We start from the raw sequence: 16,010 nt of genomic DNA, 5'->3' as shown, positions 1-16,010 counted from the left end.
CATGACCGACGTCACCACCCCTGAGACCGGCAGCCTGGAGGCGCGGCCCACCCGCGCCTCCCGGCCGCCGGCCAGCGCCGGGTCGCGTTCGACGGCCCCCGGGAGCCGACCACGTCGGCGCCGCTCCGCCGAGTCCCGCCGTCGCCTGGTCGCGCTGACGATGCTCGCCCCGGCCCTGGCGGGCCTCGTGATCTTCTTCGCGTACCCGCTCGTCGCGTCGATCTTCTACTCGTTCACGCGCTACAACCAGCTGCAGGAACCCGAGTTCGTCGGGCTGCTGAACTACCGGTTCCTCTTCACCCAGGACCCGCAGATCGGCCCCGCGGTCGTGAACACGCTGTGGTTCGTGGTCATCCTCGTGCCGGTCCGGATCGTCTGCGGGCTGCTCGTGGCGGGACTGCTCAGCCGCGCGAAGACGGCGACCGGGTTCTGGCGGACGCTGTTCTACCTGCCCGCCCTGGTGCCTCCCGTCGCGAGCGTCGTCGCGTTCGTCTTCCTGTTCAACCCCGGCACCGGCCCCGTGAACCAGATCCTGCGGGTGTTCGGCATCGACGGCCCGCTGTGGTTCAACGACCCCGCGTGGTCGAAGCCCTCGCTCGTGATCATGGGCGTCTGGGTGATGGGCGACATCATGATCATCTTCCTGGCGTCGCTCCTCGACGTGCCGCGCGACCTGTACGAGGCCGCGTCGCTCGACGGGGCGAACGGCGTCCAGCAGGTGCGGCACATCACGCTGCCGACGATCGCGCCGGTCATCGGGTTCGCCGCCGTCACGGGGGTGATCGCGGCCCTGCAGTACTTCACCGAGGCCGCCGTCGCGTCGGGCGTCGCCAGCGGCAAGGCCACGATCGGCGGAGGCACCGCGGCGCAGCTCGGCTACCCGGGCACCTCGCTGCTCACCTACACCGAGCTGCTCTACCAGCACGGGTTCGCGAACTTCCAGTTCGGCTACGCGTCCGCGATGGCCGTGGTGCTGTTCGTGGTCACCGCCGTGGTGCTCGTCCTCACAATGCGCCGCATCTCCGTCTTCAGACCCGAGGAGTCCTGATGACCGCCGTGTCCCAGTCCCCGCTCGCCCGGGCTCCCCGCCGTGCGGCGTCCGGCTCCGCCCGCGGTCCGCGCCGCAGCCTGCTGGTCTGGATCGCCGAGCACGCCGCACTCGTCGCGCTCGGCGTCCTGACCATCGCGCCGATCGTGTTCGTCATCCTGACGTCGCTGATGTCGAGCAACCAGGCACTCACCGCGTCGATCGTGCCGCGCCCGTTCGACTTCTCGAACTACGGCCGGGTGTTCACCGAACTGCCGCTCGTGCAGTGGTTCGGCAACTCGTCGATGTACGCCGTGCTCGCCACCGCGTTCATGCTCGTCAGCTCGGTCCCGGCGGCGTACGCGCTCGCCCAGATCAAGTTCCGTGGCGCGAACCTGATCTTCACCGTGATCATCGTCGCGATGCTCCTGCCCCCGCAGGTCACCGCGGTGCCGGTCTACGTGATGTGGTCCGAGCTGCACCTCACCGGCACGCTCTGGCCGCTCATCCTGCCGAACCTGCTCGGCGACGCGTTCAGCATCTTCCTGCTCCGTCAGTTCTTCATGACGATCCCGAAGGAGTACGGGGACGCCGCTCGCATGGACGGATGCAGCGAGTGGGGCGTGCTGTGGCGCGTGGTCGTCCCCATGGCCCGCCCGGGCATCGCGTCGGCGGCGATCTTCATGTTCTTCCACTCGTGGAACGACTACTACGGCCCGCTCCTGTACGCCTCCGAGAACCAGGCCGCCTGGCCGGTGGCGTACGGGTTGGCCACGTTCCGCGGCCAACACGGCACCGACTGGTCGATGACGATGGCGATGACCGTCGTCGTCATGGTGCCCGTCGTCATCATCTTCTTCTTCGCACAGAAGGCATTCGTCGAGGGCATCGCGCTCACCGGCGTGAAGGGATAGCACCACAGTGAAACTCGCAGTCATCGGTGGCGGATCCACCTACACCCCCGAACTCGTGGACGGCTTCGCCCGGCTCCGTGACCAGCTGCCCATCGACGAGCTGTGGCTCGTCGACCCCGATCCCGTCCGGCGCGAACTCGTCGGCGGTGTCGCGAAGCGGATGTTCGCCCACGCCGGCCACCCGGGCACGATCCACGTCACGGACGACGTCGTCGCCGGGGTCTCGGACGCCGACGCCGTCATGTTCCAGCTCCGGATCGGCGGGCAGGCCGCCCGGCACCAGGACGAGACCTGGCCGCACGAGGCCTGCTGCATCGGGCAGGAGACCACCGGGCCCGGCGGGTTCGCGAAGGCGCTCCGCACCGTGCCGGTCGTGCTCGAGTACGCGTCGCTCGTCAAGCGGTACGCCAAGCCGGACGCGTGGATCGTCGACTTCACGAACCCGGTGGGCATCGTCACCCGTGCACTGCTCGAAGCGGGGCACCGGGCCGTCGGGCTCTGCAACGTGGCGATCGGGTTCCAGCGGCGCTTCGCGAAGGAGTTCGACGTCGCTCCGTCGGCCGTCCGGCTCGACCACGTCGGTCTGAACCACCTGACGTGGGAGCGCGGCGTCCACGTGACGGACGGCTCCGGCGAGCGCGACGTCCTGTCCGACCTGCTCCGTGCCGACACCGGTGCCCTCGACCGGATGGCGGAGAGCGTGCACATGCCGGCCGACCTCATCCGGCTGCAGCACGCCGTGCCCTCGTACTACCTGCGCTACTTCTACAGCCACGACGTCGTGCTCGAGGAACAGCTGCACGCCCCCACCCGTGCCGAGGCCGTCATGGAGACCGAGCGGGCCCTGCTCGCGAAGTACGCGGACGAGTCCGTCGTGACGAAGCCCGCCGAGCTCGAGCAGCGGGGCGGCGCCTACTACTCCGAGGCGGCGATCGACGTGCTCTCCTCGATCCTCGGCGACCGCGGTGACGTGCAGGTCCTCAACGTGCGCAACGACGGCACGTTCCCGTTCCTCCCCGACGACCACGTGATCGAGGTCCCGGCCCGGGTCACCCGCGCGGCGATCACACCGTTGCCCGTCGCGCCGCTCGACGCCGACATGGTCGGACTCGTGTCGCACGTCGCCGGGTACGAACGCCTCGCCCTCGACGCCGCCGTGCGCGGAGGCCGCGACCGCGTGCTCCGCGCGATGTGGGCGCACCCGCTCGTCGGGCAGGTCGACAAGGCCGAACGGCTCACCGACCTGCTCCTGGCCGCGAACGTGGAGCACCTGCCGTGGACGCGATCGGAGCAGCTGACGTGGGCGGGCTGAACGGAGCCGGAGCGTCCGGGGGCGGCGTCGGCACCGCCCGAGCGACCCGTCCGCCCGCACCCGTCCCGCCGGCGCCGAGCGACGTCGTCCTGGCCGTCGACGGTGGCGGCAGCAAGACGGACGTCGTCGCGATCGCACTCGACGGTTCGATCGTCGGGCACGCACGGGGCCCCGGCTCGAACCCGCAGACCCGCGGGTGGGGACGTCGCCGGGCCGATCCTCGACGACGTCCGGGCGCGGGTCGTCGGCGACCTCGGCGACCGTCGGATCCGGACGACGCACGTGTACCTGGCCGGGCTCGACCTGCACGACGAACTCGTCGCGGCGACCGGGGCGCTCGCGCACTGGGAGGCCGACGGCGGCGCGCCGCACGTCCTCGACAACGACCTGTTCGCTCTGCTGCGGGCGGGGACCCTGTCGCCGGACGCCGCCGCGGTCGTCTGCGGCACGGGAATCAACGCGCTCGCCGTCCGGGCCGACGGCACCACCGCACGGTTCCCTGCCATCGGGGACGTCTCGGGCGACTGGGGCGGCGGCGCGTACCTCGGCAACCGTGCGCTGTGGCACGCAGCCCGCGCCGACGACGGTCGCGGACCGGCGACGGCCCTGGTCACGGCCGTGCCGGCGGCACTGGGTCTCCGCAGCGTCCGCGAGGTGACCGAGGCCATCCACTTCGGCCGCCTCGACCAGCGGGTGTTCAACCGGCTGTGCCCGGTGCTGTTCGAGGTCGCCAGCGCGGGTGACGCCGTGGCCGCCGGCGTTGTCGCGCGGCAGGCCGAGGAGATCGTCCTGCTCGCCGCGGTCGCGCTCGAGCGTCTCGGTCTGGGTGGCTCGGCCGCGAGCCCGGTGCCCGTGGTCCTCGGCGGCGGGGTGCTCGCGGCACGGGATCCCCTGCTCGTCGAGGGCGTCGTCGACGGCCTCGCTGCCCGGGTGCCCGGAGCGGTGCCGACGTGGGTGACCGATCCTCCCGTGCTCGGGGCGGGGTTGGCGGCGCTGGAGTCCGTCGGGGCCGACGACGCCGCGCTCGACCGCTACCGGCAGGCCGTGCGCTCCCGCGCCTTCGCGAGCACCACGGCGCTGATCCGCTGACGCGGCCGCGCGCCTGCGCGCCCGCCGCGCACGCGCCCGCGGCCGCCGCGCCCGCGCCGCGCGAGGTTTCGCGCCCAGCGACAGTCCACGGCCGCCCGGACCCGTGAACTGTCGCCCAGCACGAAACGTCACCACGCACGGACGGGAGGCGCGGTGCCAGCCCGCACCGCGCCTCCCGTCCGACCGTGCTCGCGCCCATCCCGTGGTCGCGCGCCCCGAGACTCGGCCGGGCGGACGAGATGCGGGCCGCCGGGCCGCGAAACTGTCCGCCGAGCCGAGACTCGGCAAGACCGCCACCGCGCGCCGCGCTACGCGCGCGCCAGCAGCCCCAGCATGTCGACCACCCGGTTCGAGAACCCCCACTCGTTGTCGTACCAGGCGACCACCTTCACGTGCCGCCCCTCGTCGACACGGGTGAGCAGCGAGTCGAACACGCTCGACTCCGGCCGCCCCGTGATGTCCGTCGACACGAGCGGGTCCGCCGTGAACGCCAGCACCCCCGCGAGCGGCCCGGCGGCGGCGGCACGGTAGGCCTCGTTGACCTCCTCGACGGTGACGTCCCGCGACACCACGGTGTTCAGCTCGACGATCGACCCCACCGGCACCGGCACCCGGATCGCATCACCCGACAGCTTGCCGTCGAGCCGCGGCAGCACGAGCCCGATGGCCTTGGCCGCTCCGGTCGACGTCGGCACGATGTTCACCCCGGCGGCACGCGCCCGACGCAGGTCGCGGTGCGGACCGTCCTGCAGGTTCTGCTCCTGCGTGTAGGCGTGCACGGTCGTCATGAACCCGTGCTCGATGCCCGCGAGGTCGTCGAGCACCGACGCCAGCGGCGCGAGCGCGTTCGTCGTGCACGAGGCGTTCGAGACGACGGTGTGCACCACCGGGTCGTACACGTCGGAGTTCACGCCGTACGCGATGGTGGCGTCCGCGCCGGTGGCGGGCGCGCTGATGAGGACGCGGCGGGCTCCCGCGGTCAGGTGTCCCGCCGCTGCGTCGCGCGCGGTGAACCGGCCGGTCGACTCGAGCACGACCTCGACGCCGAGGTCGCCCCACGGGAGCTCCGACGGCTCACGCGACGCGAGGACGCGGATGCGCCGTCCGTCGATGACGAGGGTGTCCCCGTCGACCTCGACGGTCCCGGCGAACGGGCCGAGCGCGGAGTCGTACCGGAACAGGTGGGCGAGCGTCTCGGGTGCGGTGAGGTCGTTGACGGCGACGACCTCGAGGTCGTCGCCTCCCCGGGCGAGGAGCGCGCGGAGGGTGTTGCGGCCGATGCGGCCGAAGCCGTTGATCGCGATGCGGGTCATGTGGACTTCCTTTCGTTCCGCGGTCCATGCTCACGGCCCGGGAGGCGCGGCTCCAGTGGCTGGGAAGCCAGCGTTCGAAAGGATGTCGCCACCACTGCGGCGACGCGGTCAGTCCTGGAAGGTCCGCCGGTACTCGGTCGGCGAGGTCCCGAGTATCCGACGGAAGTGCGTCCGCAGGTTGGCGTCCGACCCGAGCCCCGCCCGCTCGGCGACCTGGTCGACGGCGAGGTCCGAGCGCTCGAGCAGCTCCCGTGCGAGGTCGACCCGAGCGCGGAGCACCCACTGCATCGGCGTGTACCCGGTGTCCTCGACGAAGCGCCGCGAGAACGTCCGAGGCGAGACCGTCGCGTTCCGGGCGAGGACCTCGAGCGTCAGCGGGTCGGCGAGGTGTCGGAGCGCCCACTCCCGCGTCTCGGCGAAGACGTCCCCGAGTGGCTCGGGCATGCTCCGCGGGACGTACTGCGCCTGCCCGCCGCTCCGGTACGGGGCACTCACGAGGCGCCGTGCGACGTGGTTCGACAGCCCGACCCCGTGGTCCTGCCGGACGATGTGCAGGCACAGGTCGATCCCGCTCGCCGCGCCCGCACTCGTCAGGACCGACCCGGCGTCGACGAACAGCACGTCCTCGTCCACGTCGACCTCGGGGTACCGGTCGCGGAGCACCCGAGTGTAGTGCCAGTGCGTGGTCGCACGGCGGCCGTCGAGCAGTCCCGCGGCGGCCAGGGCGAACGCCCCGGTGGAGATCGCCGCGATCCGGACGCCCCGCTCGTGCGCCTGCCCGAGCGCCGCCACCACGTCGGCCGGGGGTGGCGTGTCCGCGGGGAACCGGTACCCGGGCACGAAGACCGTCTCGGCCCACTCGAGGGCGTCCAGCCCGTGGTCGACCGCGTACGCGAGGCCGTCTCCCCCGGCGATGCGACCCACGCGGGGGCCGCACACCCGGACCTCGTACGGCATGCTCGGGCGGTTCGAGAACACCTGGGCCGGGATCCCGACGTCGAGCGGCTTCGCCCCGTCGAGCACGAGGACCGCGACGCGGTGCAGGTGGGGCGTGGCCATGCAGCGACGCTAGCGCCCTCCGGGGACGTCAGGCATCGCGGATCGCGAGGACCCGGTGCGGAGCCGCCCGCTCCGCCCGCCACCCGGAGGGCAGGACGTCCTGGAGTTCCGGCAGCGTGAAGCTCCGCCGGATCGAGCGCAACCCGTCGACCCGCACGAAGGTGCCGGCCGCGACCAACGTCGAACCGACCGCGTACGCCCGGTAGGCCGAGCGCGACCGCCGGATGTCCGAGTGCAGGCTGCGGCTCGTCGCCAGCTGTTCGGAGTCCGCGAGGAACCCGCGCCGCTCCTCGTCGCCGAGGTGGTGCAGCACGTGGTTCGACACGACGACGTCGAACCGCTCCCCCGCGGCGATGAGCTCGGCGCTCGACTGCTGCCGGAAGGTGACACCGCGCGGGGTGGAGCGGGTCGCCGCGTCGATCGCCCGCGCGTCCGGGTCTGCCCCGACGACCTCGACGTCGAACCCGTCGGCGGCAGCCCACCGGACGAGCGCCCGCGCGAGGTCGCCGCCGCCGCACCCGAGGTCGAGCACGCGTCCCCGCCCGTTCGCGGGGAGCGCCGGCGCGACGTGCGTCCGCCACGCGGAGCGCCAGCCGCTCACGAGTGCGTTCACCACGGCGAAGCGCCGGAACGTCCGCGCGAGCGCGCGCGGGTCGCAGTCCGGGTCGTCCATGAGTTCGTGGAGGTCCAGTGCGCGCGTGGTCAGGTCGACGGCCGGGAGGCGCGGGTCGATCCCCTCGGTGCGGCTCACGAGACGCCCGTGGTCGCCGTCTCGACCGCGTGGTCGCGGGTCGCTGCCGTCGCCGCCGTGACCGGTTCGTCCTGCTCGCGGGTCGGGATCGACGGTCGCGTGCTGCCGACGGCGGTCAGTCGGGCGGCCTCGACCGTCAGGCCCGGCCCGAATGCGAGCGCGATGACGGGGGCACCGTCGTCGATGCCGTCGTCGAGCACCTGGCGGAGCACGAAGAGCACGGTGGCACTCGAGACGTTCCCGTGGTCGCGGAGGACGGCGCGGCTCGCCGAGAGGGCGGCGTCCGGCAGCCCGAGGGCGACCTGCGTCCGGTCGAGGATCGCGCGGCCTCCGGGGTGCACGGCCCAGGTCGGAACGTCGACGGCAGCGGAGCCCACGGCGGACAGCAGCGGCGCGACGGCCTCGGCGACCGTGGCGCCGAGGAGCTTCGGGACGGCCGTGCTGAGCACCATCTCGAAGCCCTCGTCGCCGATGTTCCACGCCATCTCGGACGCACCCTCGGGCACGACCGTCGTCGCGAAGTCGTCCAGGCGGAGTCCGGCACCCTCGGCGGTGACCACTGCGGCCGCCGCACCGTCCCCGAAGACGCTGTTGGCGACGATCTGGTCCGGGTCGTCGCTCGCCCGGACGTGCAGCGTGCAGAGCTCGGCGCAGACGACGAGCACCACGGCGGACGGCACCGACTCGGCGAACGCCGCAGCGATGCGGAGCGCCGGGAACGCCGCGCAGCACCCCATGAACCCGATGTGCTGGCGGAAGACCGTGCGGGGGATGCCGAGTTCGGTGACGACGTCGAGGTCGGGGCCGGGCTGGGTGAACCCGGTGCACGAGACGGTCACCACGTGGGTGATCGACTCGGGTGTCACGCCCGAGCGATCCACGGCGTCGCGGGCGGCCGCCACGAACAGGGCCGGGGCGAGCTCGCGGTACCGGTCGTTCCGGGTGCCGGTCGACGGGGACCGCAGCACGCCCTGGTCGTCGCGGAAGGCGCCGGACGGCCGCGTGCTGTCGAGTTCGTCGAGCACCGTGTGCCGGTGCTCCACGGCGGAGGCGTCGAACGCGGCGGGGACGAGCCGCCTGCCGAGCCGGCCCAGGTCGGGCTGCGACGCGAAGAGGTCGCGCACCGCAGCCTGCTCGAGTGTCGTCTCGGGGACGGCGGTACCGATGGCGCGGATCGTTGCGGACACGACTCATCCTGTCACCGGGTCGCTGACGCGTCCCCAGGATCGACGGGAGGCGCGGTGCCAGCTGGCACCGCGCCTTCCGTCCGTGGCCTGTACTCGTCTACGACTGCTGCGCGCGCTCCAGCACCAGCTCGCGGACGCGGGCGGCGTCCGCCTGGCCTTGCATGGCCTTCATGACGGCGCCGATGATGGCGCCGGCGGCCTGGACCTTGCCGTCCTTGATCTTGGCGAGGACGTCGGGCTGTGCGGCGAGCGCCTGGTCGACCGCGGCGGTGAGCGCCGAGTCGTCCGACACGACCTTGAGCCCACGCGACTCGACGACCTGCGACGGCGACCCTTCGCCAGCGATGACGCCTTCGAGGACCTGGCGTGCCAGGCGGTCGGTCAGGTCACCGGACTCGACGAGGGCGATGAGCTCGGCGACGTGCTGCGGCGAGACGAGGTCACCGGGGGCGGCGTCCCGCGTGTTCGCGACACGGCTGATCTCACCCGTCCACCACTTGCGTGCGGCCTGCGGTGCGGCACCGGCGGCGACGGTCCCCTCGAGCTCGTCGAGCAGCCCGCCGTTCACGACGTCCTGGAACTCGAGGTCGGTGAAGCCCCAGTCGCCCTTGAGCCGACGGCGACGTGCCACCGGGGCCTCGGGCAGGGAGGCGCGGAGCTCCTCGATCACGGCCGGGTCCGGCACGACCGGGAGCAGGTCGGGCTCCGGGAAGTAGCGGTAGTCGTCGGCGTCGGACTTCGGACGGCCGGCCGAGGTGCGACCGGTGTCCTCGTGCCAGTGCCGGGTCTCCTGCGTGATCGACCCACCGGCGGCGAGGATCGCGGCCTGACGCTGGATCTCGTAGCGGATGGCCCGCTCGACGGCCCGGAACGAGTTGACGTTCTTCGTCTCCGTGCGCGTGCCGAGCTTCTCCTGCCCGCGGGGACGCAGCGAGATGTTCGCGTCGCAGCGGAGGTTGCCGCGTTCCATGCGGGCCTCGGAGACGCCGAGCGCCCGGACGAGGTCACGGATGACCTGCACGTACGCCGCACCGAGCTCGGGTGCGCGCTCCTCGGCACCGAAGATCGGCTTCGTGACGATCTCGACGAGCGGGACCCCGGCGCGGTTGTAGTCGACGAGCGAGTACTCGGCGCCCTGGATGCGGCCCGTGGCACCGCCGACGTGCGTCAGCTTGCCGGCGTCCTCTTCCATGTGGGCGCGCTCGATCGGCACGGTGAAGATGGTGCCGTCGGCGAGCTCGACCTCGACCTCGCCCTCGTACGCGATCGGCTCGTCGTACTGCGAGATCTGGTAGTTCTTCGGGTTGTCCGGGTAGTAGTAGTTCTTCCGGGCGAACCGCGAGGACTCGGCGATCGAGCAGCCGAGCGCGAGCCCGAGCTGGATCGAGTACCGCACCGCCTGCGCGTTGACGACCGGCAGCGACCCGGGGAGCCCGAGGTCGACCGGCGTCACGTTCGTGTTCGGCTCGCCGCCGAAGAAGTTCGGCGCGTCCGAGAACATCTTGGTCTTCGTCGCGAGCTCGACGTGGACCTCGAACCCGAGGACCGGCTCGTACAGCCGGAGTGCCTCGTCGAAGTCCATCAGCGCGTCCTTCTGCGCCATCAGATCACACCTTCCTGCGCAGCGGACTGCTGACTCTGGTCGAGGTCCGGGATGCTGTCGATCAGCGGGCGGCCCCACTGCTGCTCGAGCAGGCGTTCGAGGGCGGCGCCGTACCGGTAGAGCCGGGCGTCCTCGCGCTGCGGTGCCATGAGCTGCACGCCCGTGGGCAGCGAGTCCTCGGGAGCGAGGCCGTTCGGGATGCTCATGCCCGGGACGCCGGCGAGGTTCGCCGGGATCGTCGTCAGGTCGTTGAGGTACATCGCCAGCGGGTCGTCGATGCGCTCACCGATCGGGAACGCGGTCGTCGGGGCCGACGGGCTGACCAGCAGGTCGACCTGCTCGAACGCGGCCTGGAAGTCACGCTGCACGAGGGTGCGGACCTTCTGCGCCGACCCGTAGTAGGCGTCGTAGTAGCCGGCGCTCAGCGCGTACGTGCCGAGGATGATGCGGCGCTTCACCTCGGGACCGAAACCGGCCTCGCGCGTGGCGGCCATGACGTCCTCGACGGTGGCACCGTTCTCGGGCGTCACGCGGAGCCCGAAGCGCACGGAGTCGAACTTCGCGAGGTTCGACGACGCCTCGGCCGGGAGGATCAGGTAGTAGGCGCTGATCGCGTAGGCGAACGACGGAGCGTCGATCTCGACGACGACGGCACCGGCCGACTCGAGCAGGGCGACGGTCTCGTGGAAGCGCTGGGTGACGCCCGCCTGGAAGCCCTCGCCACCGGCGAGCTCCTTCACCACGCCGACGCGCAGGCCGCGCAGCGTGTCCGCCTGCAGGCCCTCGCGCGCAGCGGCCGCCATCGACGGCCAGGCGTCGGGGATGCTCGTGGAGTCACGCGGGTCGTGCCCGCCGATGACGTCGTGCAGCAGCGCGGCGTCGAGGACGGTGCGCGACACCGGGCCGACCTGGTCGAGGCTGGAGGCCAGGGCGATCGCGCCGTAGCGGCTCACCCCGCCGTAGGTCGGCTTCACGCCGACGGTTCCGGTGACGGCACCCGGCTGACGGATCGAGCCGCCGGTGTCCGAGCCGAGGGCGAGCGGTGCCTCGTGCGCGGCGACCGCGGCGGCCGAACCGCCGCCGGAGCCACCGGGGATGCGGTCGAGGTCCCACGGGTTGTGCGTCGGGCCGTACGCCGAGAACTCGGTCGTCGAGCCCATGGCGAACTCGTCCATGTTCGTCTTGCCGAGCGGCACGAGGCCGGCGGCACGGAGCTTCGCGACCGGGGTGGCGTCGTACGGCGGCACCCAGCCTTCGAGGATCTTCGAGCCGGACGTCGTGGGCATGTCCTGTGTGCACAGGACGTCCTTGATCGCGATCGGCACGCCGGCGAGCGGACCGAGGTCGTCACCGGCGGCACGGCGGGAGTCGATCGACTTCGCCGCGGCGATCGCGTTCTGGTTGACGTGCAGGAAGGCGTGGACGTCGCCGTCCACCGCCTGGATGCGGTCGAGGTGCGCCTGGGTGGCCTCGACGCTCGAGACGTCGCGCGCCACGAGGGCGTCGGCGAGCGCCGCGGCGCTCAGCTTCGTGATGTCGGTCACTGCTCTTCTCCCAGGATGGCCGTCACGCGGAACCGTTCGCCGTCGGAGTCGGGTGCGCCCGAGAGCGCCTGCTCCTGCGTGAGGGTCGGACCGACCACGTCGGGTCGGGTGACGTTGCCGAGCGGCACGGGGTGGCTGGTCGCCGGGACGTCCGGGGTGGCGACCTCGGTGACCTTGGCGACGCTGTCGACGATGTGCGACAGCTCCCCCGTGAGCTTCTCGATCTCTTCGGGCGTGAGTGCGATACGTGCGAGGTTCGCCAGGTGGGCGACCTGCTCGCTCGTGATGTCAGGCATGGTGCTCCGTCGATCGGTTCGTGGATTGCGCACCAGTCTATTGGTGCCTCAGTGGCCCTTCTGCTTCCCCTGCGGCTTCTGTGGAGACTGCTGTGCCGGCTGCTGCGCTCCCGTCTGCTGACCCTGCTGCTGGTCCTGCTGCTGCGTCGCTGCCGCGTCACCCTGGGACGCGCCCGACGATCCGCTCGACGACGTGTGGCTGGTCTGACCGATCATCGCCGGGTCCGCAGCCGGCAGCGTGCCACCGCCGACGGTCTGGTCGAGGTACGACATCATCGACTTGCCGACGCCGAACTTCGCGGTGTACCCGGTGGTCCCCTGCAGGAACGGCCAGTTCGCCAGGCTCACGTTGTTCTTGACGTTGCCGATCCAGGTCGCGTTCGTGTACTTCGTGCTCGACGCGACGAGCCAGTTCTGCACGTCGCCGTCGGTGGTGCCGGTCTTCGCGAACTTCGGGGTGCTGTCCCCTGGGTTGGCGCTCGCGGCCGTGCCGGACCCGGTGAGGACGCCCTGCAACGCGTAGTCGACCGTCCCCGCCACGTCGGCCGCCACACCCTGCGTGCAGGACGACGGCGTCGGGGTGATCTTCGTGCCGTCCGACTCGGTGACGGAGTCGATGGCGGTCGGCGTGCAGACGACGCCGCCGTTCGCGAAGCCCGCGTACGCCTCGGCGAGGTCGATCGGGGACAGGTTGTTCACGCCGAGGATCGACGCCGGGGTCTGCCCGAGGGCGCCGCCGGCCGCCGGGTGGATGCCCATCGACTGGGCGAGCTGCGCGATCTTGCACAGGTCGAGCTGCTTGCCCATCGCGGCGTAGGCGGTGTTGATCGACTCCGACGTCGCGGCCTGCACGGTCATCGACGACGGCACGTTCTCCGCGTTCGACACCGGCCAGGTCCCACCGCTGATGTCCTGGCAGGTGTTCGTGAACTCCGAGTTCTGGAACGTGTGCTCGGTCGTCGACACGGACTGCGAGAGCGTGTGCCCGGTGGCGAGCCACTCGGCGAGCGTGAACACCTTGTACGTCGAGCCGGTCTGGAACCCGCCCGAGTTGCCGTACCCGCTGTCGGCGCTGTAGTTCACCGCGGTCGACCCGGCCGTCGAGGTGTCGCCCTGCGTGTACTGCGTGTTCTGCACCATCGAGAGGATCCGGCCGGTTCCCGGCTCCACGGTGACGTTCGAGCCGCCGACGTCGACGCCGGCCATCGTCGACGGGACGTAGGTCGACAGCGCGGTCTGCGCCCGGGACTGCAGGTCGAGGTCGAGCGAGGTGTGGATCTCGAGGCCCTTGGTGTCGAGCGTCGCGATGCGCTCGGCGGCCGTCTTGCCGAACGCCGGATCCTGCAGCACCTGGTCGCGCACGTAGTCGCAGAAGTACCCGGCGTCGTACCCGGTCGCGGCCGAGGAGCAGCCGTTCGCCGTGGCGGTGATCTTCGGCGTGACCGGTGTCGCCTTCGCCTGCTCGAGCTGCGCCTTCGTGATGTCGTGGTGGACGTACATGCGCTGCAGCACGTAGTCGCGGCGTTCCTTGGTGGCCGCGTAGCCGTTCTTCGCGCCGTTGTCGGCGTTCGACGGCTGGTCGATGCGCAGGTTCGACGGGTTGTTGAGGATCGCGACGAGCGTGGCCGACTGGACGAGCGAGAGGTCCTTCGCGTGCACGCCGAAGTAGTACTCGGCACCGGCCTCGGCGCCGTACACGCGGCCGCCGAGCCCGACGAGGTTCAGGTACCCGGTGAGGATCTGGTCCTTCGAGTACTTCTTGTTCACGGCGATCGCGTACCGCATCTCCTGGAGCTTGCGCTGCGGGGTCACCCCGGCGGCGTCCTCGTAGCACGCGGCGACCTTCTTCTCGGTGTCCGCGGCGTCCTTGCCCGTGAGCTCCTCGCACTGCTGCACGAGGACGTTCTTCACGTACTGCTGGGTGATGCTCGACCCGCCCTGCACGTCACCGCCGACGACCGTCGCCGCCGCACCGCGGAGCGTGCCGACGACGTCGATGCCGCCCTCGTCGTAGAAGCGGGGGTCCTCGGTGTCGATCGCCGCCTGCTTGAGCGTCTTCGCCATCGCCCCGGACGCCACGGTCGTGCGGTTCTCGGCGTAGAACGAGGCGATCTTGACCTGCTGTCCGCCCTTCTCCGCGTAGACCGAGGAGACCTGCTGCGGCGTCTGGATGTCGAGGTAGCTCGGCAGGTCCTCGAAGAAGGACACCGCCCCGGACGTGCTCTCGCCCGCGACGGCGACCCCCGGCGTGACCGCCACGGCGACGAGCATGCCGGCCAGCGCCGACATCGCGACGAACGTCAGGAGAGCACCAGGCCATCGCACCACACGCATGCAGGGCACCGTACGGTCACGATCTGGACTGGTTCTGCCGTGGAACGAGTCCACGCTGCACCGCCGCTCAGGTTCCCACCCAGGATCAGTCGCGGGGCTGGAGGTCCTGCGGTCGGACGAGGTACATGTCCGGCGACGCCTGCGGCAGCCCGTCGCCACCGCGCTCACCGCGCCGGACCTGCTCGCGGACGAGGTCCCCGCGGCCGACGGCGATGAGCGCGACGTCGTGCAGCGACGCCGTCCCCGGCTTGAGGTAGTCGTTGTGCCCGACCGGTCGGCGGAACACCTCGCCGGCCTCCTGCACGTCGACGCCGCCGGTCAGGTCGAGCACCGTCGATCCGAACCCCGCGGAGCCGGGATCGGTGCCGAAGTACCCGGAGCCGGCGATCGGGTCGCTGTGCGCGTCGCCGACGAACACCTGCCCGGCGCTGACGGCCAGGTCGGCCGAGGTGCGCACGTCGCTCCCCGGGGAGCCCAGGACCGTCAGGGTGTCCGCGCTCATCTCCCCGGAGGCCAGCGCCATGAGCGCCGCGGTCGACCCGTACGAGTGAGCGACGATGTTCACGCGCGGCTCGTCGCCGTCGCGGATTTCCCGGAGCCCGCCGACCGTCCGGGCGAGGCGCTCCCCGCCCGTCTTGGCCATGCCGAGCGACATGATGTTCGACAGGTCCGGCGTGCGGTAGCCCATCCACGCCACGACGGCGACGCCGTTCCCCGAGCCGGGAGCCGCCAGACCCGCCACGGTCGCCTGCTCGGTGTAGAGGTCGTTCGCGGTGTTCGTGAAGTCGGCCATCTGGCCGGTCACGGTGAAGAACATGCCGGGGACGACGACCGTGACGTCGGCGGCGGTGTCCAGGTCCCCGACGGCGATGGCCGCGCGCCCGGCTCCCCGCGTGTCGAGCGTGATGAGGTACCGGTCCGGTGCACCGACCTCGTGCACGAGCGCGTCGCGGACCTGGCCGAGCATCGCGGTCACGGCGGCCGCGGCCGAGTGGTCGGCGAGACCCGTGGCGAGGACCGCCCGGTTCGCACGGTCGCGGACCGCGTAGGGCACGCCCTCGAGGTTCCCGACGACGGACGGCGCGAGGGTCGTCAGCGTGTCGCGCTCGTCGTCCGAGAGTCCGGACCACCAGGCGGTGACCTCGGCGGCGGTCGGCGGGTCGTCCTCGGCGGTCGCGAGCACGTGACGGTCCTGACCGGCACGGAGGAGGTCCGCGCCGCTGAGCGACGACAGGTCGGTGAGGAACGCCCGCCCGTGCTCGACGGTGACCCCACCCGACGCGGACGACGGCCCGGACACGGACACTGACGCGGTCAGGTGTACCCCGGTCAGGACCGGTGCGGCTCCTGAGGTCCCCTCAGGGACCTGTGCGGAAGCATGCGCGACGGCCGCGGAGTGGGTGGCGGGCGCGACTGGGGCCTCGACCACTCCGAGCGAGTGCATCGAGGCGGTGAGCAGAGCCGCGGCGATGAGCAGCAATCGGGTCTCCCCCGGGAAGGCCGTCCCGTCGTCCCCCTGCAGACGACGGGTGATGCTCTAGCGAGTGTAAGGAGGATAGCCTTCCCGACGACGTGCGCGCT

Annotated in this window: 13 protein-coding genes; 4 read left to right on the top strand and 9 right to left on the bottom strand. The window is 71.8% G+C overall.

What is annotated here, in order from left to right:
• Position 1 precedes the first annotated feature (1 nt).
• The 4 genes from QE359_RS09340 to QE359_RS09325 all read left to right on the top strand — a co-directional run bounded on the left by QE359_RS09340 (position 2) and on the right by QE359_RS09325 (position 4,342).
• Positions 2 to 1,048: a carbohydrate ABC transporter permease gene (locus tag QE359_RS09340; RefSeq protein ID WP_217637349.1), complete on the top strand. Its 1,047-nt coding sequence runs from the start codon at positions 2 to 4 to the stop codon at positions 1,046 to 1,048.
• Positions 1,048 to 1,941, top strand: coding sequence for a carbohydrate ABC transporter permease (locus tag QE359_RS09335; RefSeq protein ID WP_309778944.1), 894 nt, complete (start codon positions 1,048 to 1,050; stop codon positions 1,939 to 1,941). The genes QE359_RS09340 and QE359_RS09335 overlap by 1 nt, the downstream gene beginning before the upstream one ends.
• A 7-nt stretch (positions 1,942 to 1,948) precedes the next feature.
• On the top strand, positions 1,949 to 3,253 hold the full coding sequence (locus QE359_RS09330) for a 6-phospho-beta-glucosidase (RefSeq protein WP_309778943.1): 1,305 nt from the start codon (positions 1,949 to 1,951) through the stop codon (positions 3,251 to 3,253).
• Positions 3,254 to 3,355: 102 nt separating this feature from the next.
• Entirely contained in the window at positions 3,356 to 4,342 is a 987-nt protein-coding gene (locus QE359_RS09325) for a BadF/BadG/BcrA/BcrD ATPase family protein (protein WP_309778942.1), read from the top strand.
• Positions 4,343 to 4,650: 308 nt separating this feature from the next.
• On the opposite strand, the gene gap is transcribed toward QE359_RS09325, so the two are convergent.
• The 9 genes from gap to QE359_RS09280 all read right to left on the bottom strand — a co-directional run bounded on the left by gap (position 4,651) and on the right by QE359_RS09280 (position 15,735).
• Positions 4,651 to 5,655, bottom strand: a complete 1,005-nt coding sequence (gene gap / locus QE359_RS09320) for a type I glyceraldehyde-3-phosphate dehydrogenase (RefSeq protein ID WP_309778941.1) — start codon at positions 5,653 to 5,655, stop codon at positions 4,651 to 4,653.
• A 108-nt stretch (positions 5,656 to 5,763) separates the two neighbouring features.
• A complete protein-coding gene (locus QE359_RS09315) occupies positions 5,764 to 6,714 on the bottom strand; it encodes a GlxA family transcriptional regulator (RefSeq protein ID WP_071302956.1) in 951 nt (316 codons plus the stop codon).
• Positions 6,715 to 6,742: 28 nt separating this feature from the next.
• A complete protein-coding gene (locus tag QE359_RS09310) occupies positions 6,743 to 7,465 on the bottom strand; it encodes a methyltransferase domain-containing protein (RefSeq protein WP_083295014.1) in 723 nt (240 codons plus the stop codon).
• On the bottom strand, positions 7,462 to 8,652 hold the full coding sequence (locus QE359_RS09305; RefSeq protein ID WP_309778940.1) for a type III polyketide synthase: 1,191 nt from the start codon (positions 8,650 to 8,652) through the stop codon (positions 7,462 to 7,464). Before QE359_RS09305 ends, QE359_RS09310 begins: the two co-directional genes overlap by 4 nt.
• Positions 8,653 to 8,749: 97 nt before the next feature.
• Positions 8,750 to 10,255, bottom strand: a complete 1,506-nt coding sequence (gatB, locus tag QE359_RS09300) for an Asp-tRNA(Asn)/Glu-tRNA(Gln) amidotransferase subunit GatB (RefSeq protein ID WP_071295008.1) — start codon at positions 10,253 to 10,255, stop codon at positions 8,750 to 8,752.
• Complete coding sequence (gene gatA, locus QE359_RS09295) at positions 10,255 to 11,799, bottom strand: Asp-tRNA(Asn)/Glu-tRNA(Gln) amidotransferase subunit GatA (protein WP_070416659.1); 1,545 nt, start codon at positions 11,797 to 11,799, stop codon at positions 10,255 to 10,257. The genes gatB and gatA overlap by 1 nt, the downstream gene beginning before the upstream one ends.
• Positions 11,796 to 12,095 carry an Asp-tRNA(Asn)/Glu-tRNA(Gln) amidotransferase subunit GatC gene (gatC, locus tag QE359_RS09290; RefSeq protein ID WP_070416660.1) on the bottom strand — a complete coding sequence of 100 codons (300 nt, stop codon included), beginning with the start codon at positions 12,093 to 12,095 and terminating at the stop codon, positions 11,796 to 11,798. Before gatC ends, gatA begins: the two co-directional genes overlap by 4 nt.
• Positions 12,096 to 12,143: 48 nt before the next feature.
• The gene (locus tag QE359_RS09285; RefSeq protein WP_309778939.1) at positions 12,144 to 14,429 is read right to left on the bottom strand and encodes a transglycosylase domain-containing protein; all 2,286 of its coding nucleotides are present in this window, start codon (positions 14,427 to 14,429) and stop codon (positions 12,144 to 12,146) included.
• 85 nt (positions 14,430 to 14,514) lie between these two features.
• Positions 14,515 to 15,735, bottom strand: coding sequence for an alpha/beta hydrolase (locus QE359_RS09280; protein ID WP_309778938.1), 1,221 nt, complete (start codon positions 15,733 to 15,735; stop codon positions 14,515 to 14,517).
• Between the last annotated feature and the right edge of the window lie 275 nt (positions 15,736 to 16,010).

Source organism: Curtobacterium sp. SORGH_AS_0776 (assembly GCF_031453355.1).
Classification (GTDB): Bacteria; Actinomycetota; Actinomycetes; order Actinomycetales; family Microbacteriaceae; genus Curtobacterium.
This window is presented reverse-complemented; position numbering and strand designations above follow the sequence as displayed.

Bases quoted from the DNA above. Each gene is read 5' to 3' on its own strand.
- QE359_RS09340 (WP_217637349.1), top strand. From the start codon at position 2: ATGACCGACGTCACCACCCCTGAGACCGGCAGCCTGGAGGCGCGGCCC.
- QE359_RS09335 (WP_309778944.1), top strand. From the start codon at position 1,048: ATGACCGCCGTGTCCCAGTCCCCGCTCGCCCGGGCTCCCCGCCGTGCG.
- gap (WP_309778941.1), bottom strand. From the start codon at position 5,655: ATGACCCGCATCGCGATCAACGGCTTCGGCCGCATCGGCCGCAACACC.
- QE359_RS09315 (WP_071302956.1), bottom strand. From the start codon at position 6,714: ATGGCCACGCCCCACCTGCACCGCGTCGCGGTCCTCGTGCTCGACGGG.
- gatB (WP_071295008.1), bottom strand. From the start codon at position 10,255: ATGGCGCAGAAGGACGCGCTGATGGACTTCGACGAGGCACTCCGGCTG.
- gatC (WP_070416660.1), bottom strand. From the start codon at position 12,095: ATGCCTGACATCACGAGCGAGCAGGTCGCCCACCTGGCGAACCTCGCA.
- QE359_RS09285 (WP_309778939.1), bottom strand. From the start codon at position 14,429: ATGCGTGTGGTGCGATGGCCTGGTGCTCTCCTGACGTTCGTCGCGATG.